The sequence below is a fragment of the Deltaproteobacteria bacterium HGW-Deltaproteobacteria-4 genome, assembly GCA_002841765.1.
Taxonomy (GTDB): domain Bacteria; phylum Desulfobacterota; class Desulfuromonadia; order Desulfuromonadales; family UBA2197; genus UBA2197.
This window is the reverse complement of the sequence record PHAV01000008.1, coordinates 1-20,546: the sequence shown is the minus strand read 5'-3', so window position 1 is coordinate 20,546 and position 20,546 is coordinate 1. Positions and strand designations below refer to the sequence as shown.

At 60.1% G+C, this 20,546-nt stretch carries 18 protein-coding genes; 16 read left to right on the top strand and 2 right to left on the bottom strand.

The annotated features are described in order from the left end of the window. Positions 1 to 2 precede the first annotated feature (2 nt). From CVU69_06730 to CVU69_06660, 15 genes are all read left to right on the top strand, one after another. A complete protein-coding gene (locus CVU69_06730; protein ID PKN12472.1) occupies positions 3 to 863 on the top strand; it encodes an Hsp33 family molecular chaperone HslO in 861 nt (286 codons plus the stop codon). 138 nt (positions 864 to 1,001) lie between these two features. Continuing rightward, complete coding sequence (locus CVU69_06725; GenBank protein PKN12471.1) at positions 1,002 to 2,264, top strand: hypothetical protein; 1,263 nt, start codon at positions 1,002 to 1,004, stop codon at positions 2,262 to 2,264. Then, a complete protein-coding gene (locus tag CVU69_06720; protein ID PKN12470.1) occupies positions 2,261 to 4,438 on the top strand; it encodes a copper-translocating P-type ATPase in 2,178 nt (725 codons plus the stop codon). Before CVU69_06725 ends, CVU69_06720 begins: the two co-directional genes overlap by 4 nt. 8 nt (positions 4,439 to 4,446) lie before the next feature. After that, positions 4,447 to 4,653 (top strand): DUF2905 domain-containing protein, encoded by a 207-nt coding sequence (locus CVU69_06715; protein PKN12469.1) that lies wholly within the window; start codon positions 4,447 to 4,449, stop codon positions 4,651 to 4,653. Between the two features lie 103 nt (positions 4,654 to 4,756). Beyond that, positions 4,757 to 5,047, top strand: a complete 291-nt coding sequence (locus CVU69_06710) for a zinc/iron-chelating domain-containing protein (protein ID PKN12468.1) — start codon at positions 4,757 to 4,759, stop codon at positions 5,045 to 5,047. A gap of 128 nt (positions 5,048 to 5,175) precedes the next feature. Then, positions 5,176 to 6,327: an MFS transporter gene (locus CVU69_06705; protein PKN12567.1), complete on the top strand. Its 1,152-nt coding sequence runs from the start codon at positions 5,176 to 5,178 to the stop codon at positions 6,325 to 6,327. Positions 6,328 to 6,412: 85 nt separating this feature from the next. Next, positions 6,413 to 6,973 (top strand): hypothetical protein, encoded by a 561-nt coding sequence (locus CVU69_06700; GenBank protein PKN12467.1) that lies wholly within the window; start codon positions 6,413 to 6,415, stop codon positions 6,971 to 6,973. 41 nt (positions 6,974 to 7,014) lie between these two features. Further along, positions 7,015 to 8,607, top strand: a complete 1,593-nt coding sequence (locus CVU69_06695) for a peptidoglycan-binding protein (protein ID PKN12466.1) — start codon at positions 7,015 to 7,017, stop codon at positions 8,605 to 8,607. 118 nt (positions 8,608 to 8,725) lie between these two features. Then, entirely contained in the window at positions 8,726 to 8,926 is a 201-nt protein-coding gene (locus tag CVU69_06690) for a hypothetical protein (GenBank protein PKN12566.1), read from the top strand. Between the two features lie 29 nt (positions 8,927 to 8,955). Then, complete coding sequence (locus CVU69_06685; protein ID PKN12465.1) at positions 8,956 to 9,174, top strand: dodecin flavoprotein; 219 nt, start codon at positions 8,956 to 8,958, stop codon at positions 9,172 to 9,174. 240 nt (positions 9,175 to 9,414) lie between these two features. Further along, positions 9,415 to 9,783, top strand: coding sequence for a hypothetical protein (locus CVU69_06680; protein ID PKN12464.1), 369 nt, complete (start codon positions 9,415 to 9,417; stop codon positions 9,781 to 9,783). Beyond that, on the top strand, positions 9,773 to 10,936 hold the full coding sequence (locus CVU69_06675) for a hypothetical protein (GenBank protein ID PKN12463.1): 1,164 nt from the start codon (positions 9,773 to 9,775) through the stop codon (positions 10,934 to 10,936). The genes CVU69_06680 and CVU69_06675 overlap by 11 nt, the downstream gene beginning before the upstream one ends. A gap of 189 nt (positions 10,937 to 11,125) precedes the next feature. Then, the gene (locus CVU69_06670; protein PKN12462.1) at positions 11,126 to 12,697 is read left to right on the top strand and encodes a hypothetical protein; all 1,572 of its coding nucleotides are present in this window, start codon (positions 11,126 to 11,128) and stop codon (positions 12,695 to 12,697) included. Then, entirely contained in the window at positions 12,684 to 13,796 is a 1,113-nt protein-coding gene (locus CVU69_06665; protein ID PKN12461.1) for a hypothetical protein, read from the top strand. The genes CVU69_06670 and CVU69_06665 overlap by 14 nt, the downstream gene beginning before the upstream one ends. Before the next feature lie 3 nt (positions 13,797 to 13,799). After that, positions 13,800 to 16,919 carry an AcrB/AcrD/AcrF family protein gene (locus CVU69_06660; protein PKN12460.1) on the top strand — a complete coding sequence of 1,040 codons (3,120 nt, stop codon included), beginning with the start codon at positions 13,800 to 13,802 and terminating at the stop codon, positions 16,917 to 16,919. Positions 16,920 to 17,448: 529 nt separating this feature from the next. Here the strand turns inward: CVU69_06660 and CVU69_06655 are convergent. Together CVU69_06655 and CVU69_06650 are read right to left on the bottom strand one after the other, a co-directional pair. After that, positions 17,449 to 18,189 carry an ATPase gene (locus tag CVU69_06655; protein PKN12459.1) on the bottom strand — a complete coding sequence of 247 codons (741 nt, stop codon included), beginning with the start codon at positions 18,187 to 18,189 and terminating at the stop codon, positions 17,449 to 17,451. Next, entirely contained in the window at positions 18,179 to 19,693 is a 1,515-nt protein-coding gene (locus tag CVU69_06650) for an IS21 family transposase (protein ID PKN12458.1), read from the bottom strand. The genes CVU69_06655 and CVU69_06650 overlap by 11 nt, the downstream gene beginning before the upstream one ends. 599 nt (positions 19,694 to 20,292) lie before the next feature. On the opposite strand from CVU69_06650, the gene CVU69_06645 reads away from it, so the two are divergent. After that, positions 20,293 to 20,472, top strand: coding sequence for a hypothetical protein (locus CVU69_06645; protein ID PKN12457.1), 180 nt, complete (start codon positions 20,293 to 20,295; stop codon positions 20,470 to 20,472). Positions 20,473 to 20,546 lie beyond the last annotated feature (74 nt).

Sequence of the window (20,546 nt, the reverse complement as noted above, 5' to 3'; positions counted from 1 at the left end):
TTATGGCCGACCATCTGGTACGAATTATGACAAAGGACGGCTCGCTGCGCGCCTGTGCCGCCGAGACGACAATGCTGGTCGATGCCATCTGTCAGCGCCAGGGGACCGATCTTACTGCATCGGTCGCTCTCGGTCGCCTCGTCACCGGTGCCGCCCTCTTCGGTTCGCTGCTCAAGGATGAGCAGCGCCTGGCTCTGCAGATCGAGGCGAACGGCCCGCTGCAAAAACTCTCGGCCGAGACCGATGCCAACGGCCGGGTGCGCGCCTCCATTCGCCAACCGCTGAGCAATCTCCCTCCCCGCAACGAGCGTTTCGATGTTGCCGGCGCCATCGGCAAGGCCGGATTTCTCCATGTCAGCAAGGATCTCGGTTTCGGGGAGCCGTATCGCGGCATGGTGCAGTTGGTCAGCAGTGAAGTTGCTGAGGATCTCGCCTGGTATCTCACCACTTCGGAGCAGATCCCCTCCAGCGTCGGACTCGGGGTGCTGCCCAGTGAAGACGGCCATATAGCCGTGGCCGGAGGTTTCCTTATTCAGGCGCTGCCCGGGGCGGATGATGTGCAACTCGCGGAGCTGGAAAGTCGCCTGCTTGCCCTGCCGCCACTGACTTCGCTGCTGCGTGAAGGGCTGACTCCGGAAGCGATTCTGGACCGCATCTTCAGCGGCATTGAAACCATCCACCAGGCGACCCTGCCGCTGGTATTTGATTGCAGTTGCAGCCGCCGGCAGGCTCTGGCGATTCTGGCTCTGCTGCCGGAGGAGGAGCGCCGTCCCCTCCTTGCAGAGAAGGAGATCACCGTGACTTGCGAATTCTGTCGGGAACATTATTCTTTTACAGCAGAGGAACTTACCGGCAAGGGTTGAAGCCGGCGAAAGTATAACAAAGCAGTGAATGATTGTCGCTCCCTTTTCCATGCAAGCAGGTGCATTTTGCCTTGAACTCTGCTATAAAGATCCTCCCGCGTCAGCTTTGCGCGGAGTTTAGTCGAAGTTGAGACGATTATGGACGAAGAGTTCGACGATTTTGATGATATTTTCGGCGAAGAAGCCGACGAAGACGATATCACTCTGGCCCAGGAGGCTCTCGATCGCGGCGACAACACCACCGCTCTCGAACTGGCCGAAGAATATCTGGAAGACCACCCCTTTGATTTTGATGCGCTGAATCTTTGTGCCGTCGCTGCGGCCAACCTGAATGATACCGGCAAGGCGCTGGTGATCTATCAGCGTGCCCTGCGCCTCGACCCGAAGAACGGTGCCCTGCACCACAACTACGGGGTCCTGCTGCAGCGGCTCGGTTCCAACCATGAAGCGATCAATCATTTCCGCCGCTCCATCGAGTTGCAGCCCGATTTCCCCGAAGCCTATATCAATCTCGGCAACTCCCTCGACGAAGAAGGCAAGGTGGAAGAAGCGCTGCACTGTTACGACGAAGCGCTGCGCCGTCTCCCTGATGCCTCCGATGCTTATTACAACCGCGGTTTTGCGCTCAATCGTCTCGGCCGCTTCGCAGAAGCAATCGAGAGCTTCGACAAGGCGTTGCTGATTAATCCGCAAGATGCCGCCAGCCACAACGGCCGCGGCTTTGCCCTCGCCGGTCTGGAGCGGGAGGCAGAAGCACTGCAGGCATACAACCGAGCGATCAGCCGTGATGCGACGGTTGCCAACTTCTACTTTAACCGCGCCCACACTTTGCAGCGCCAGGGACAGCGCGAAGAAGCGCTGCGTGATCTCGATGCGGCGTTAAAGATCGATGCCAACTTCTTTGATGCCCTCATCGAGCGGGGGATGCTCCTGCTCGAACTCGGCCGCTTTGAGGAGGCGCGCAAATCTCTCGACGCCGCTCATCGTGCCGACCCTGATCATCCCGAACCCTTCTTTTACCGCTCGGTCATCCTTGAACGCAAAGGAGATATCCCTGGCGCCCTCGTTGCCATCGAGGAGAGTCTCAAGCGCGATCCTGATTCCGATTACGCCCTTAATAATAAGGGGAATCTCCTCCTCGACCTGTCCCGGGTTGAGGAAGCCCTCCTCTGTTTCGAAACGATTATCGCTCGCAACGATCAATACGCTCTGGCGCATTACAACCGCGCCTGTGTTTATGCCCTGCGCAATGACCCCGAAGAAGCGGCCGGATCGCTGGCGCGGGCGATTGCCCTTGATCCCCGCTTTCTCGAAGAGGCCCGCAAGGATCCTGATTTTGATGCCCTCCGGGCGACGCCGCCTCTGGCTGCCCTGCTGTTGGTGCCGGAGAGTGATTCATGAGTGAACTGCGACTGCGCATCGGCGGCATGCACTGCGTCAACTGCGCCGGAAAGATCGAGAAGGAGATTGCCGCTCTTCATGGCGTCGATGCGGCGACCGTCAACTTTGCCAGTGAAACGTTACATGTCGATTACACAGCGGCGACCATCTCCCCGGAGATGATCGCCGCTCGCGTCTCCGGCCTCGGCTATACCTCGTCATCCCTGGAGAGTGATTCGCCAGCCGGCGAGGAAGCCCGCCGCGACTTATACTGGCTGATCTTCTCGGCAATACTGACGACGCCGGTGGCCCTCCTCATGTTTGCCGGTGGACATGAAGGGGTTGGCCTCTGGATCAGCGCTCTGCTCGCGACGATCGTGCAGTTCAGCGCCGGACTGACTTTTTACACCGGCGCCTGGAATGCCTTGCGCAACCGCAGCACCAACATGGATGTCCTTGTCGCGCTCGGCATCTCTGCCGCCTGGGGCTATTCGATCCTCGCCCTACTCGGTTTCCTCGGCCCGCACGCCCATAACTTCTTCGAAACCGGTGCGATGCTCGTCACCTTTATCCGTGCCGGAAAATGGCTCGAAGCCCGGGCGCGCGGCCGGGCGAGTCGGGCGCTGCGCGAACTCCTTACCCTGCAGCCGGATACGGCGCGCCTGCTGCGCGACGGTGTTGAGAGTGAAGTTGCGACCCGCACCTTGCAGATCGGCGACCTGATTCTGGTGAAAGCCGGCGAGCGGATTGCCGTCGACGGGGTCATCGAAAGCGGCGAAGGGGCGATCGACGAAGCGATGCTCACCGGCGAAGCTGCCCCGGTCGCCAAGGGGCCGGGGGAAAGCGTCAGCGGTGCGACGATCAACCGTAGCGGTCTCCTGACCATCCGCGCCACTGCCGTCGGTGCCGGGACGGTTCTGTCGCGCATCGTCCGCATGGTCGAAGACGCCCAGGCAGACAAGGCGCCGATCCAGCGCCTCGTTGACAAGGTATCGTCCATCTTTGTCCCGGTCGTCATTGTCCTTGCCCTCCTCACTCTGGCTGGGTGGCTCCTCGTTGGCGCCGAGTTTGTCTTTGCCCTGCAACTCTCCATCGCCGTCGTCGTCATCGCCTGTCCCTGCGCCCTCGGCCTGGCGACGCCGACCGCGATCATGGTCGGCAGTTCCATCGGTCTGGGGAGCGGTATCCTCTTCAAGCGCGCCTCTGCCCTGGAGAATGTCGCCCGCATCGACACCGTCCTCTTCGACAAGACCGGCACCCTGACCAGCGGCAGTTTCGGGGTCACCGATCTCCTCCCGGTCAGCGGGATTGATGCAGAGGAACTGCTGCGCATCGCTCTCTCCATCGAATCGAGCAGTACACATCCCCTGGCGACGGCGGTCGTTGCCCATGCTGTCGGCAGCAATTTCGCTCCGCTGGTTCTCACCGATGTCAGCGAAGTCGGCGGCCACGGCCTCATAGCTCAGAGTGAAGGCGCCGCCCTCGTCGCGGGAAATCGCCGCCTCTGTGAGCGCGAGGGAATCGATCTCTCTCCCCTCGCCGCTGCAGAAGCGCGGCTGGCCGGGGAGGGGAAGGCGATGGTTTTTATCGCCCGCAATCAACAACTCCTCGGTCTCATCGCCCTCGCCGACACGGTCAAGCCGGAAGCAATCGAGGCGATCCGCCGCCTGCATGCCCTCGGCCTAAAAACCGCGCTGATCACCGGCGATCGCAAGGATGCAGCGCAGACGGTTGCCGCCACCCTCGGCATCAGCGAGGTCGAGGCGGAAGTCCTTCCTGGCGACAAGCTGACGGTGGTGCGGCGCTGGCAGGCCGCAGGGAAAAGGGTGGCGATGGTCGGCGACGGCATCAATGACGCCCCGGCCCTGGCGGCGGCCGATATCGGCATTGCCATCGGCAGCGGCACCGACGTCGCCAAGGAGACCGGTGACATCGTCCTGGTGCGCGGCGATCTCCTCGACGTCGAGCGCGCCATCCGTCTTGGCCGCGCCACCCTGAGCAAGATTCGCCAGAACCTCTTCTGGGCCTTCTTCTACAATATCGTCGGCATCCCCGTTGCCGCCGGCCTCCTTTACCCGCACTTCGGCCTGATCCTCAAACCCGAATTTGCCGGACTGGCGATGGCTTTTTCGAGTGTTTCGGTGGTTAGTAACAGTTTGTTGTTGAACGGGATCAGGAAGAAGTTGCGGGGGTAGAGGCCACCATGTCCCGCACCCTGATCATCGCCGGCTGCCTGCTTCTCGCCCTCGGGGTGCTGTTGCACTTCGTCCCCGGTGCCCTGAACTGGTTCGGGCGTCTGCCGGGGGATATTCGTATCGAAGGGGAGAGGAGCAAGGTCTTTATCCCGATTACCTCGATGCTGATAGTCAGTGTCCTTCTTTCGTTGCTCCTTGCCCTCTTCCGGCGCTGACGGCTGGTCCACTCCCCGAGGTTCAGCTACGATCAATCTGTGGTCGCCGGTCCCGGCCGGCAGCCGGTTATTCATTCGCCTGTGGAGCCATTACACGCAAACTATGATCATTGAAGAACTCCCCGAACATGATCCAACGGTGACCTGTGCCAACTGTCAGGCCTGCTGCTGCCGCTTGCAAGTCATGCTCATTACCGAGACTGGCGTCCCCGCGAATTTGATTGTGAAAGACAAGACGGGGGTCGAGTTCATGGCGCAAGGGGAGGATGGCTGGTGCGTGGCTGTCGACCGCAAAACGATGAAGTGTACGATTTACGAAGTGCGGCCCTGGGTTTGCCGGGAATTTGCGGCGGGTGATTACGAGTGTCTTGACGAGCGCGCTGCCCATTTGTAGCTTTATAAATACATCATGGAGCCAGGTTGGTGAACCCTGAGAGTCTAGTCCATCCGCATGGTCCCCGTGCCCTGCTGAAGACGATCCGCGCTTTACCGCTGGGGATCTGGGCGCTTGGGTTCGGATCGATGTTCATGGACATCTCCTCCGAGCTGATCCACAGCCTGTTGCCGGTCTTCATGGTCACCACCCTCGGTGCTTCGATGGTCACCATCGGCATCCTCGAAGGGGTGGCGGAAGCGACCGCCGCCATCACCAAGGTCTTCTCCGGCGCCCTCAGCGACTACCTCGGCAAGCGCAAATTTCTCCTCGTCTCCGGTTACGCCCTCGCCGCCTTCACCAAGCCTATCTTCCCCCTCGCCACCTCGATCAGTTGGGTCTTTGGCGCACGCTTTGTCGACCGCGTCGGTAAGGGCATCCGTGGTGCGCCGCGTGATGCCCTGGTCGCCGATATCTCCCCGCCACAGCTGCGCGGTGCTGCCTACGGGTTGCGCCAGGCCCTTGATTCTGTCGGTGCCCTGCTCGGGCCGCTCCTCGCGGTCGCTGGCATGATCTGGTTCGCTGGCGACATCCGGGCAGTGTTGTGGGTCGCCGTCCTGCCGGCCTTCATTGCCGTAGGGCTGCTCATCGTCTTTGTCCGCGAACCGGAACGTGCCGCCCCCGGTCGCCCCGCTAGGCTGCCGCTTCATCCGCTGGAGATCCGCCGTCTGCCATGGCGCTACTGGCTGGTCGTCCTCCTTGGCGGCGTCTTTACCCTGGCGCGCTTCAGTGAAGCCTTTCTGGTGCTGCGCGCCCAGGATGTCGGACTTAGCCTCGGCCTGGTGCCGCTGGTGATGATCGTCATGAATGTTTTTTACGCCACCGTCGCCTATCCGGCCGGGGCCGCTGCCGATCGGATGCGGCCCCGCACCCTCCTGCTCATCGGCCTGGCGCTGCTGATCGCCGCCGATCTCATTCTCGCATCGGCCACCACTCCTCTCGCCGCCTTTGCGGGCGCCGCCCTCTGGGGATTGCACATGGCCTTTACCCAGGGGTTGTTTGCCAAGCTCGTCGCCGACAATGCGCCGGCCGAGCTGCGCGGCACCGCCTTCGGCGTCTTCAATCTGGTCAGCGGGGGCGCGCTGTTGCTGGCGAGTGTCATTGCCGGCGCCCTGTGGAGCATCTGGGGGGCGAGCGCCACCTTTGTCGTTGGCTGCATCTTTGCCGTTATCGCCGCCCTGGGTTTGCTTTTCTATCACCCGGTGCCGTCTGTGCAAACCGGGCGCGAACGCCTTTCTTAGACAGTCAAAGAACGCGAGGGGTTGACGGGAAGGCCGTAAATCTGTTATAAAAAACATCGATTAATCAATTCATTAGAGGGTTATGATGTTTTTTTCTGTTCCCCGTAGCCGCCGCGATTTTTTCAAAATCTCTTTTTTCGCAACGACGCTGGCCCTTTTGCGTCCCCGATTGAGCTGGGGGAAATTTGCCAGCATGCCATTGTCTTCCCCCCTTTCCCTCCTCAACACTCACACCGGCGAGCGTCTTAACGTTGCCTACCGCACCCCCGCCGGTGCTTACGATCCGACCGCCCTCGGCGAGCTTGACCACTTGCTGCGTTGCCACCACACCAATGAGATTCACCCCATCGACCCCCGTACCCTTGACTACCTCGCTCTTCTCGATCAGCAACTCGGCGGCGGCCACGATATTCATATCATCTCGGCCTATCGCTCTCCCCGCTACAATGCTCTGCTGGAGAGCAAGGGTCGCGGGGTTGCCCGCAAAAGTCTCCATCTGCAGGGTCGCGCTCTTGATGTCCGCATCCCCGGTGTGCAACTCGCCCGTCTCAAGGAGGCGGCCCTCCTCCTGGGACGCGGCGGCGTCGGCTATTACCCCCGCTCCGATTTCGTCCATATCGATTCCGGTCCCGTTCGGCGCTGGTAATTCGTCCTTGCAAAGTTGTCCATTACCGTTACACTTGCGGCATGATTCGCTTTGCCTTCTTGTTTTCTTTCATTGCCTTGTTACTTTCCCCTGCTTTTGCCGCCGACAACGAGATCGCGCCGCAGTTGCGCCGCGTCTCTGTCGCCCGCAGCGTCGGCACAGAGACACTGCGCTATAGTTCCTCTCTGGCGCGCTTCTATCAAGATCGCCAGTTTCAGCCTGCCTGGAGCGATGGCTACCAGCTTCTGCCGTCAGCTGCAGAACTCCTCGCCTCCCTCCCGGCGGCGGCCGGGGAAGGGCTTGATCCTCGCACCTACCACCTTTTTGTCCTCACCGACCTTTTTCAGCGGTTTTCTTCCGCTCCGACCCCGCAAATTGCCGCCGAGCTCGACCTCCTGCTCAGCGATGCCTTCATGTCCCTTTCTTCCCATTACCTGAACGGCCGTACTGTTCCTGCTCAGGTCGATCGTGACTGGCATATCCCCCGCGAACAGGCCGATCCGTTACGGATGCTCAACCAGGCGCTGACCAGCGGTCGCATCAACGACTCCCTGCAGGCCCTCCTCCCTCCAGTTCCTGCCTACGCTGCCCTGCGTCGCGCCTGGCAGGATCTGCAGCTTCTCGCCGCTGTCGGCGGCTGGCCGCGGCTGACCTTCAAACCCCCGCTGCGGCCCGGTGCGAGTGGAGCGGAGGTGGTGGCGCTGCGGCAGCGCTTAGTCGTGAGCGGCGATCTTCCGGCCGCCGAGGGGCAGGGTGAAATTTTCGACACTGGCCTCGAAGCGGCGGTGTGGCGCTTTCAGAGCCGGCACGGACTGCTCGCCGACCGCATCGTCGGCCCCCAGACCCTTGCCGCCCTCAATGTCCCGGCGTCAGAACGGGCCCGCCAGCTTGCCGTCAATCTCGAACGCTGGCGCTGGCTGCCGCGCTTCTTTGGCGAACGCCATCTGCGCGTCAATCTCCCCGCCTTCCACCTCGAATTGATCGAGAACGGCGAGAGCATTCTGGATATGCGCGTTATCGTTGGCCGCCAACTGCGTCAGACGCCGGCCTTTGTCGGGAGCATGACCTACCTCGTCCTCAACCCCTATTGGGAGGTGCCACGGAATCTTGCCGTTCTTGATCTCATCCCCAAGATTCAGGCAGATGTCGGCTATCTGGACAAAAACGGCATCAAGGTCTTCACCCGTCCCGGCGGGACGCTGCTCAATCCCGCTGCGATTAATTGGCAGCAGCTCGGGGCGGGAAACTTCCCTTATCACCTCCGCCAGGATCCCGGTCCGAAGAACGCCCTCGGCCGCATCAAATTTATGTTTCCCAACCGTTACACGGTCTACCTGCACGACACCCCGACCCCCAAGCTCTTTGAACGTGAGGAGCGCTCCTTCAGCTCTGGCTGCATCCGCATCGAAAAGCCCTTCGCGCTGGCGCAGCTGTTGCTGCGCGGCACCCCGCTGGCGTCCCCCGCCAGCTTTGACGCAGCATTGCAGGATGCGGTCAGCGCTGTCGTCCTCCTGCCGACCCCGGTCCCGGTCTACCTCCTCTACTTTACCGCCTGGGTCGAGGTGGACGGCACCCTCAATTTCCGGAACGATCTTTATAAGCGCGACCACCGTCTTGCCGCCGCTCTGCAATAATCCCGGCCTTAACATTTTCCCGTTGCCAATCCTCTGTTTTGTGTTTGAATAAGAGAGAGTTGAGGCTCTGCTGGCAAATCGAGATCCAAGGAGGATGAGTATGGAATGCGATAGCATTATGCACAAGTTGCACATGTGCGCTTTAGCGGCGAAGGAGAACGAAGCTCTGGTAAAAAGTCTGGCAGAGAACCCCACCGTTGAATGCGAAAATTGCGGGGCAAAGGCCCACGATCCGAAGAATGTCTGCAGCCCGCGGCAACTTCCCGACATCGCCTGGCTGGGTGACGGTGGCGATCAGTGTAAGGGTTGCGGCAGCTGAGCAAGTCGGCAGCACGAAAGGAGAACGTCATGTACGGCAGAGAGCGGATTTATAAGAAGGTGGAGATCATCGGGGTCTCGTCCAAGGGGATCGAGGCTGCCATCGAGACGGCTTTGCGCAAGGCGCAAAGCACGCTGGATAAAATTTCCTGGTTCGAGGTGCAGGATATCCGCGGCCATGTCGGTGAGAACGGGAAGGTCGCCGAATATCAGGTGGTGATCAAGGTCTCCTTTGAATTAAAGGAGTAGGTGGAGCTTTCACCGCCCGGGGACTTGACATCGTCATTCCCCAGTTTAAAGTTTTAACAGTCCGTCACTTTAGAGGGAAAGGAGCGCAGCCATGAAGATAAAAAAGGTCAAACAGGCGGCCAAAGGCATGTGTAAATGCAGTCAAACATGCTGACTTCCAAGGAACTTTACAACTAAAGGGCCGACAGCATTCACTGTCGGCCCATTTTTTTCGTGTTGCGAGGGTCTATGTCGAAAACTATGGTGCAAAGCTATCTCTGTCACCCCTTTTGTTCTTTTTTCCGTGCCGGCGTTAAAGAAGAGATGGCCTGTCAGGGCGCCCTGGTTCTGGCGGAGTTGGTGCTGCGCGGCTGTCTGGTTCCGGCGACCCTCCCCTCTCCCGGGGAAAAAGCGCGCCGGCGCTGGCAGAAGGAGGACTTGGAGCTGGAAAGGCTCCTTTGTCGCCCTTGTCCCTTTGCCGTTGACGGTTGTGACTTTCACTCGGACCGCCGCTCCGCAGAGACCGAGCCGTGCGGCGGCTATCTCCTCCTCCAGCTTCTCAGGGAGCGCGGCAGACTAAGCGGCTCCGTGCTTGCGGCGGCGGCGGAAGGTGCGGCACATGTGGCGTGACGGTTATCTGCGCCTCCACCCCCAGGCCTCCCTGAAGCGTCTGGAACAGCCCTGTCTTTATCATTGCGGGGAGGACGAACTCTATGAGCTCGACGAAAGTGCCCTGAGCTTTCTGGCGCGCTGTGACGGTACGCGCCGGGGACGGGAGCTGACCACGGATGCGACGTTTGTGAGCTACTGTCTCGACGAAGGGCTGCTCGAAGCCCTGCCGCGCCCTGATCCGGCGCCGGAGTCGATCATCGTCGCTGCCTGTCCGGCGCCGTCTCTGCGCTATCTTGAACTGCAACTGACGCACCGCTGCAACCTGCGCTGTTGCCACTGCTATCTTGGGCCGCCGCGGCCGGAGGAGTTAGCCCTCGCAGAGGCGTTAGCCATCACGCGCGAATTCGCCGCCCACGGCGGGCTGCGCCTGCTCATTTCCGGTGGCGAACCCCTCCTTTACCCAGCCTTGCGGGAATTTGTCGAAGAGACCAAGGGGCTGCGGCTGCGCCGGGTGCTGCTGACCAATGCAACCCTGCTCACCGCTGCAACCATGCGCTGGCTGCAGGTTGAAGAGCTGCAGGTCAGCCTCGATGGCTGGCGCCGCGGCCATGACCGGCTGCGGGGAGCCGGGAGCTTTGACCGTACCAGGCGGGGCCTGGCGGCTGCCCGGGCTGCCGGAATTCCCCTCTCCATCGCCACCATGGTCCATCAAGAGAATGTCGCTGAGTTCCCCCGCCTGGAGCGCTTTATCCAGAAGATCGGTGCCCGGCAATGGGGGATCGATCTTCTCTGTCCGGCCGGAAATCTCCTTGACTATCCACAGCTCCTTGTTCCTGTCGAACAGGGTGTCCCCCTGCTGCAGCGCGCCTACGGCGGCGGCTATCACGGCGCTTCGGACGGCTTTGCCTGTGGCCGCTACCTGTTAACGGTCCTCCCCTCAGGCAAGGCGGTGAAGTGCGGTTTCTACGCCGGAGAGTCCCTCGGTGATGCCCGCCAGGGGCTCCTCGCCTGCTGGCGGCAGCTCCGGCATATCTCTACCGCCAGCCTTGAGTGCCGGGGCTGTCCTGTCCTCGTCGATTGTGCCGGCGGCTGCCGTTTCCGCGCCGGGTCGCCGCTGGCCCCTGATCGTGTCATGTGCGCCCTGCATGGGGTGCCGCCACCGAGCGGGTGAGAAAAATCCGCCTTTCGCACCAGTGGGTTCGCGGGGGTTAATCTTGACAATCAAAATAGTATTTTCAATACTGGGAAGGCATTATCCGGTAATCATGATTCCCGAGAAAATCAATTTGACCGGCCGGTCATCAGACAACTTTCCCGCCTGGCGAAGGAAGCTGACAGTGAGTCAAGGAGAAGAGCATCGATGCTGCGAGCCATAGCTTCTGTCACGTTTTTGTTGGCGATTGTCCTTGCCGCCGGGCCGGTCATGGCGGAGAGTCTCGCCGATCCGGGGCGGCTCCTTTCCCTGCAGGAGGTGCTTTACCGCGGGTTGGAGCGCAATTTCGTCCTGCAGGCCGAGCGACTTAATGTCCCCATAAGCCGCGAGGATGTCACGGCCGAAACGGCGCGTTTCGACCCGGTTGTCGATGCCGTCGTCTCCGCGACCGGAGAAAGAACCCCCACGGCCTCCGATTCCTTCGACGATGACTATGCCCGCCGCCGGCTGTACGGGGCGGCAATCGGCCTCAGTAAGGAGTTTCGCAGCGGTCTTGACGCCCGCCTGGCGCTGGAGAATGCCCGGCTGAGCAGCAATGCCCTCTCCTCCGCTCTTGACCCGGAATATCGTACGTTCCTGCTTCTCGATTTTACCCAGCCGTTGCTGCGGGACTTTGGCCGTGCCGTCAACAGCGCGGACCTGCAAGTCGCCAACCAGCGACTGCAACAGGCCCGCTTCGGCTATCTCGACCAGGCCCAGCGCCTCGTCGAAGCGCTTGAGTTGACCTATTTCGAGCTGGCGCGGGCGCATGAAATCCTGCGCTTGCGGATCGAGTCACGGGAACTGGCGAGCGAGCTCCTCGACGGCAACCGTCAAAAGTTCGAGGCCGGCATCGTGCCGATTACCGAAGTGCAGGAAGCCGAGACCGCCGGCGCCGCCCGCGATGAGCAGGTGGTCTTCGCCCGCCAGCAGATGGAGATTGCCGCCAACCGACTCAAGAATCTCCTTGAAATCAGTCACGACGACCCCTTCGTCGCCGAGTTGCTACGCACCGAGACCCTGCCCGGCACCGAGCAGCTCTGGCCGCCGCTGGAGACGGCCCTGAACACCGCACTGCTGGCGCGCCCCGACCTCGAACGCCAACGTCTGGAGATCGTCAGTCGCGATATCCGCCTCGCATTTTTCCAGAACCAGAAGCTGCCGCGCCTCGACCTCGAAACCTCCCTCGGCGTCAATGGACTTTCCGGTGAGCTTGAGAGCCCGGCGAGCGCGGGCGCTCAGGCCAACCGTGGAGATTACTGGCGTTCCCTCGATCAGGCAGCGAGTGGTGACGGCTATGTCTGGTTTGCCGGCTTGCGCTTTGACTACCCCCTGGACAACCGCGCCGCCGCTGCCCGCTACCGGCGGGCCGGCCATGAAAAACGCCAGGCCCTGTACCGCTTGAAGAGTTTGGAGAGTACAGTGGAGACCGAGGTACGCAACGCTTTCACTGCTGTCGAACGCGGCTTTGAGCGGGTGCAGGTGGCGGAGCGTTTTCAGCAGCTTGCTGATATCACTCTGAGTCAGGAGATGGAGCGCCTGCGCGAGGGGCTGACCGATACCTTCCGCATCCTCGATTTTCAGGACAGTGTCATCGAGGCCCGGGTGCGCAAAGCCAACGCCCTGGTCGACTTCAATCAGGGCTTGAGCAGTCTTTTCCGCGCCATGGGTGCTAATCTGGAGCGCCGCAATATCGTTCACCCCCTCGAAGACAAGGAGAACCTGCATGTCCGCAACTGAGCGCCCTTTCCTCCCCCTGCTGGCACTCCTTCTTGTACTGCTGGGCGGCTGTGGCGAGAAAAAGAGTGAGGCCCCCCGTCCGGAAGCGCCGGCGGTGCCGGTGCTGCTCGGGGAAGTTACGACCCGGCGGGTGGAATTGATCCTTGAACAGGTCGGCACGTTGACCGCCCGTCACGATGTCTCCCTGCGCAGCGAAAGCGAGGGACGGGTGGTGGAGATAGCTTTTCGTGAGGGGCAGCCGGTTCGCAAGGGGGAGGTGCTGGTGCGCCTCGATGCGGCCAGGGTTCGCGCCAATATTGTCAACTTCGAAGCCCAGATCAGCGAACTCAATGCCCGCCTTGAGAACAAGCTGCGCACCCTGGAGCGCAACCGGCCGCTGCTGGATAAAAAACTGATTTCTCAGCTGCAGTTCGACAACCTCGAAACCGAAATCGCCGAGGTGCGGGCGCAGATCGCGCAGGCCCGGGCCAATCTCGTCGGGGAGGAGGTGCGGCTGGCCGATACCGTGATCCGTGCCCCCTTCGACGGCGTGGCCGGTGTCCGCACCCTGTCGTCGGGCGACTATCTCAAGGTCGGCGACCCAGTGGTGACGGTGGTCGATCTCGACCCGCTCGAGATCTCTTTTCAGGTGACGGAGAAGTTCAAGCCCAAATTCTCTCTCGGGCAGACCGTCAACCTGCAGGTGGCGCCTTACCCGGACCGGACCTTCAGCGGCCGGATTTCCTTCCTTTCCCCACGCGTTGACGAAGCGACCCGCACCTTTCAGGTCAAGGCGCAGGTTGATAACGGCGCAAAACTGCTCAGCCCTGGTCTCTTCGCCCGGGTGACGGTGATCACCGATGTCTTTGCCGAGGCTGTCACCGTCCCTTGGGAAAGCATCATCCAGACCGAGCAGGAGACTTATCTTTACACCGTGCAGGACAACATCGCCCGCAAGGTGCCGGTGCGCCTCGGCCGGATCACCCCGCAATGGGCGCAACTCCTCGACAGCGAGCTGGTGCCGGGGAGCGCGGTGATCCTGGAAGGGAAGTTCGCCAGCCGCGACGGCGGGAGAGTCGCGCCGAAGTCTCCGTCCGCCCCCGGCGGCGCGCAGGAGTAAGCGATGTTTCTCCCCGATATTTCGATCAAACGGCCAGTCACCGCCACCATGCTGGTGCTGGCGCTGGTGATCTTCGGACTCATCGGCGTTTCGCGTCTCGGCGTCTCCCTTTATCCGCAGATCGACGATCCGGTGGTGACCGTCTCCACCTTCTGGCAGAACGCCCGACCTGAAGAGGTCGATAACGAGATCACTGATATCCTAGAAGATGCAGTGAGCGGTGTCAGCGGCATCAAGCACATCGTCTCCGAAAGCCTGGAGGGGCGCTCGCGAATTACCATCACCTTTGATCTCGGCAAGGATATCGACGTTGCTGCCCAGGAGGTGCGCGACAAGATTTCAGCCCGGCTGCGCCGTCTCCCTGGCGATGCCGACATCCCGGTGGTCGACAAACTCGACATCAACGCCCAGCCGATCATCTGGCTGGCGGTCACTGGCCAGCGCGCCATCGAGGATTTGACCTATTTCGCCGACGTGCAGATCCGGCCCCTGTTGCAGAAGATCGAGGGGGTCGGCGAAGTCAGTGTCGGTGCCGGCCGGGAAAAACAGATCCATGTCCGCCTGATGCGTGAACGCCTGGCGGCTTACCGCATCGGCGTCGACGAGGTCATCGACGCTATCCGCCGCCAGCACCTGGAGGTTCCCGGCGGCAAGATCGACTCGCTGGACAAAGAATTCCTCCTCCGCACCGTCGGCGAATTTGAATCCGCCGCCGCGTTCAACGATTTGATCGTCACTCACCGTGACGGCGCGCCGATCCGACTCGGACTCATCGGCGCCGTTGAGGCCGGCCGCGACGAGTCCCGCCCCGCCGGCCGCTTTACCCAGGGAGGGGAGACGCTGAAGACCGCCGCTCTGCGCGTTTCGCCGCGCTCGGGAGCCAACGAGGTGGCGATTGCCCGGCAAGTCAAGAAGGCCCTCCCGGAAATCCGCCGTATCCTCCCGGAAGGGATGGATATCCACATCGCCACCGACACCACCCGCTTTATCGAACAGTCGATTTCCGAGATCAAGATCCAGTTGATCTTCGGTGGGATTGCCGCCGCTCTGGTCATCCTCCTCTTTTTGCAGAATATCCGCACCACCCTGATCAGCGCAGTGGCCATTCCGACCTCGATTATCGCCACCTTTGCCTGTCTCTACACCCTCGGCTTCACCCTGAACAACATGACCATGCTCGGGCTGGTGCTGGCGGTCGGTCTGGTCATCGACGATGCCATTGTCATGGTCGAGAATATCTATCGCCACCGCTCCGATCTCGGCAAGGGGCCGATGCAGGCCGCTTTTGAAGGTTCGCATGAAATCTCCTTTGCCATCATTGCCACCACCCTGGTCATGGCCGGGGTCTTTTTGCCGGTGGCCTTCATGGGCGGGATGATCGGCCGTTTCTTCTACGAATTCGCGGTGACCGTCGCTTTTGCTGTCGTCTGTTCGACCTTCGTGGCGATGACCGTCGTCCCGATGCTCTGCTCGCGCTTTCTCAACCTCAGTTCCAGTAATTTTCAGCTGTTCCGCATTTTCGACCGGATCATGGCCGTAGCGGCAAATTTCTACCGCTGGAGTATGCGACGGATTCTGCAGCAGCGCGCCAGCATGATCGTCGTCGCCGCCCTGGCTCTCGGCGGCGGCATCTGGCTTTATGCGCTGCTCGGTCAGGAACTCGTCACTCAGGAAGATCAAGGGCGCTTCATGGTGCGCATGCAGACGCCTTTGTCCTACTCCATGGAGAAGACTGACGACGTCTTGAGGCGCGTGGAGACGCGCCTCAAGGAGATTCCGGAAATCAGTCATTTCTTTTCCTTTACCGGTTTTGGCGGCGCCAACCGTGCCGTCGCCTTCGTCACTTTGGTGCCGCGCAGCGAGCGCAGCCGTTCACAGCAGCAGGTGCAGAGCGAGGTGCGGCAGTTTTTGCGCCAGCTCCCCGACGTCCGCGGCAACGCTACCGCTATCTCTCCTCTCGGTGGCGGACAGCGGGCTGAAGATGTACAACTGGTCATCCAGGGGCCGGAAATCGCCGTTCTCGACAGTGCTTCCCGTCAGTTGATGGCCAAAATCGAGGACTCCCCGGGCTACTCCGGCGTCTCCCGCGACCTGGAGATCGGCAAACCCGAGGTGCGGGTGCGGATCGATCGCGAAAAAGCCGCCGAAGCCGGGATCAATGTCGAAAATATCGCCGCTACCGTCGGCGCTCTCCTTGGCGGCATCGAAGTCGCCACCTTCAAGGAGGGGGGGAAGAGTTATGAGATCCGCTTGCGCCTGCAGGCGGAACAGCGCCAGATCCCCGGGGACGTACAGCGGATCTTTCTGCGCGGCAATGACGGTGAACTTTTTGATGTCAGCGGGTTCGTCACCCTTGAAGAAGGGGTCGGACCGAGCGTTATCAACCGCCTCGACCGCCAGCGTTCCGCCAGCGTCTTTGCCACCCTCGAAGGGGGGAAACTTCTCGGCACCGCCATTCCCGAGGTGCAGGCGATGGCCGATGCCATCCTCCCCGCAGGCTACGTCACCAAATTTTCCGGCAGTGCTGAAACTCTCGGCGAAACCGGCAAGTATGTGCTCTTCGCCTTTCTTCTCGCCACCATCCTGACCTACATGGTCCTTGCTGCCCAGTTTGAGAGCTTCACTCAACCGATGGCGATCATGATGGGGCTGCCACTCTCCTTTATCGGTGCCTTTGGTCTCCTCTTTCTTTTTGGCAACACGATCAACCTTTACTCGATGATCGGTCTGGTGCTGCTGATCGGCCTGGCGGCCAAAAACGGGATCCTCCTGATCGACTATACCAACCAGTTGCGGCACACCGGCATGTCCCTCGACGCTGCGCTGGTCGAAGCCGGCGCCACCCGCTTGCGGCCGATCCTGATGACCGCCATCTCCACGATTGCCGGAGTCATCCCCGTCGTCCTCGGCATCGGCGAAGGGAGCGAAAGCCGCCAGCCGATGGCGGTCGCCATCGCCGGGGGTCTCTTCTCCTCGACGCTGCTGACGCTGGCGGTGGTGCCGGTGATCTACAGTTATCTCGATCAGTTCAGTCGCTGGTCGGGGTTTGAAAGATTCAAAGGCTGGATTCTGGTGCGGGAAAAGGGGGATGCTACGGCAAATGACACCGATCAGGCGCCATAAACTAGGGTGCGCACCTGTTGTGTGCGACCGCTTTTCATTCGGTTAAACCGACCAAGTTCCGGGGGTTGCGCCCCCGACGACGCCTTACTCTTTTTGCTTGCCAAAAATGAGTAAGCAGCAAAAGGGCGCCCCAATCGCCTGGCCCGCTGCGCGGGTTCCCTGCGCCCGGCAGACGTTTGGCGGGCGGACAAAACTCGCTGCGCTCAAACATTTGTCCACCTTTATCGCCAAACGTTCACCGCGCTCCGGTGGCGGCGAAAGGGGGAAACCCGGACCCCGAAAACAGAGATCTGGTAGGGGCGGCCCTTGTGGCCGCCCGCCTTTGCCCGCCGTAGGGGCGAAAAATTTTTCGCCCGATTTGGTTTTAGGCCCCCCTCCTTGCTTAAGGAGGGGCTGGGGGTGGTCGGTGTAATGCTCCTCTCGCTTTGTCGTTAACCAACCGCGACCGCGGCTTTTTTAAATGGTGGTGTGTCAATCGGCATTGAAAATTGACCCCCCATCGGCGTCCAAAATTGACCCACCCCAGCGGTTAGTTTTTGTCTGAAGTTCTTGTCTTGATTCTCCAGCTTTCATTCCCTGTTTCGATGATGTCGCAGTGATGGGTAACCCTATCCAAGAGAGCTGTCGTCATCTTGTTGTCACTGAAGACCTGCGGCCATTCCCCGAATGTCAGGTTGGTCGTGATAATGAGAGATGTCCTCTCGTAAAGCTTCGAGATCAGGTGGAAGAGGAGTTGCCCGCCACTCTTTGAAAACGGCAGGTAACCCAGTTCATCCAGAATCACGAAGTCCTGCCTTGTCAGGCTTTCTGCCAGCCTGCCACCCCGGTTGTTGAGTTTCTCCTGCTCCAGCCTGTTGGCCAGATCGACGAGATTGAAGAACTTTCCCCGTCGGCCGTTTCTGATTGCCTGGCGCCCCATGGCAACGGCCAGGTGCGTCTTGCCGGTACCGGTCCCGCCGACCAGGATGACATTGCCATGCTCGGCCAGAAAGCGCCCTTCCAGGAGGGAATGGATGTGAACCTCGTCGACCGGCGAGCTATTGAAGTCGAATCGGTCCAGATCCTTGGTGACCGGGAACTTTGCCAGCCCCATCTGGTAGCGGATACTTCTGGCCTTGCGCTCGGCAAGTTCTGCCTCCAGAAGATTAAGCAGGATCTTATCCGGAGTGGAGCGCTGCTTGATCCCGGTCGCCAGCACTTCGTCGATGACCCCCCTCATGCCGTAAAGGTTTAAAGCGCTCATGGCCGTGACAATGCGCTCACGCAGCATGAGCACCTCCCACAAGCAAAAGATCGTAACGACGGCAATCCGCGATGGGGGGCATCTTGAGAACCGGAAGCTGAGGAACATCGCAATCCGTCGTCGGTGGGGTCGGCTCCGCTGTCCGTGACAGGATGTTCAGGATGACCCCCTGGCTAATGCTGTTTGCCGCTACGGCCTCCGCACAGGCGTTGATCACTTCGTCAAGCCCATGGGTGAGGACGGCCGACAGAACTCCCACGAACTGTTTGTCGCCATCAGGCCGATGGTTCATGGCCTTTCTGACTTGGGCGAGCGGCAACGGCAGGTCCCAATCCTTGAAGGGGAGACCATTCCTGAGTGCTCCGGGTTTGCGTTTAAGAACCTCAAGGTAGTGCCAGGGGTCGAAGATCGTCTTGTCTCGGCCGAACTCCCGCTTGTGCACTCCGACGGTCTGTCCGTCCGCCAACAGGACGATCTGATCGGCATAGGCCCGAACCGAGGCGGTCTTGCCCACGGCTGAGGCGTGGACGCTGTAACGGTTGCGGTCGAAATTGACCAGAGTGGTGAAGGAGACCTTGGCGGGTGTTTCCTGGTAACTGTCGAAAGGGGCTTTGACGCTGATCAGATGTTCCCGTTCGGCGGCAAAGACCTCTGCAACACTCTTGTCCAGAATCTCCGGGTGCTTACGACTGGCGGCAAAACCAAGGCATTGCTCTGTCAGCCATTCGTTGAGCTCGTCCAGGCTGGCAAACTTGCGCCGCTGATTGAAGAAGCGCTGCCTGACGGTGCCGACCTGCTTCTCGATCTGTCCCTTCTCCCATCCGGCGGCCGGGGTGCAGGCTACCGGCTCGAACAGGTAGTGGGAAGCCAGAGAGAGGAAGCGCCGGTTGAACACCCGCTCCTTTCCCATCAGGACCTTGGTCACGACGGTCTTCAGGTTGTCGTAGACCCCCTTACGGCAGACTCCGCCGTAAAAATCGAAGGCCCGTACATGCGCATCCAGCAGAATCTCCAGGGTCTCCCGCATATAGGCGACACAGAACGGCATGCGACTGTGACTGAGGCGGAACTGTGCAACCTTGATCTTGACGTTCACCCCGCCAAGTTCTATCTGCTCGTAACCCCAATCAAACTGGAAAGCTTCACCTGGGGCAAAGCAGAGCGGGATGAATGCTTTGATCTCTCGGCCGGCATTCGTCTTCCGCCAATCCTGGACATAGCGGCGCACACTGTCGTAGCCACCACCAAATCCTTCCCGCTGCAACTGCTCGAACAAGAGTTGCGCTGATCTGCGCTGCCGAACGGGTTTGGCACTGTCTTCAGTGAGATGCCCTGCCAACTGCACCTTGAAGGGTTCCAGCCTTGGTCTGGGCTGAGTCTTCCGTTCATAAGTGAACTCGGTGGAGTCGGTTCTGATGATCTTGCGGATGGTGTTTCGGGACAGATTGAAATCACGGGCAATCTCTCTGATTGGCTTGTGATCCCGGTGGTAGGCAAGGCGAACCTTTCGGATGGATTCCACTAACAGCATCTCCTTTTGGGTGCCTCCTCTCTCAGATGATTCCGAGAGAATGGAGGAGGATGCTGGGGTGGGTCAATTTTGGACGCCGATTACCCCTTTAGGTGGGTCATTATTGCATGCCGATTAACATGCTATTAAAGATGTAATCATCATTACTGCCGTTATTTGGGGGTTAACAGCTTTTGCACCACCTCGGTTTGTCCTTATCGGTGCTTCTGGTGTAGGTCTCGTCGTTCTTGTCCTTGGCATAATAAAAATTTATAGAAATACGCACAGTTGTTTGAGTGGGGGTGCAGATAAAAAGAGTCTTACCGTAAAGCTGTTTATTGCCATGGCTGTTGCCAGTATGTCTCTTCTGTTTTGGGGGCAAATTTTCGTGCTTAAAAAATGGAATTTGTTTACTGTAGATGCTGATGGAGTCATCGCATTGTGGGCGATTAATACCGGCATTTATGTTTACTTGCTTCTTTGTAAACCGAGTAAAAATTCATTGCGAGATGCACAAAGTTGCCAAGTATAGAGATGATTCCTGAAATGAAGTCGCCAGAACAGCGCACGCACATAACCTGTGCGGATTCGAACGGAACCTACTCAAAAGGGTGCGAATGATGAGCGAAACAGTGCAAAAAGGTTTGGACGAAAAATATTGCTCGGAATGTGGCTCGATTATTAAAGCCAAGGCCGAGATCTGCCCCAAATGCGGGGTGCGGCAGTCCTCCCCTTTTGCGAACCTGGGCGCGGTCGCCCCCAACGGTAAAAGCAAGGGGCCTGTAAAGGATTTTGTGTAAATGGGTTTGTCGGTTAATAAGTCGGCATCCTGTCGCCGAAGATGATCGCAAACTGATTGAGTGCCGATTTCCAG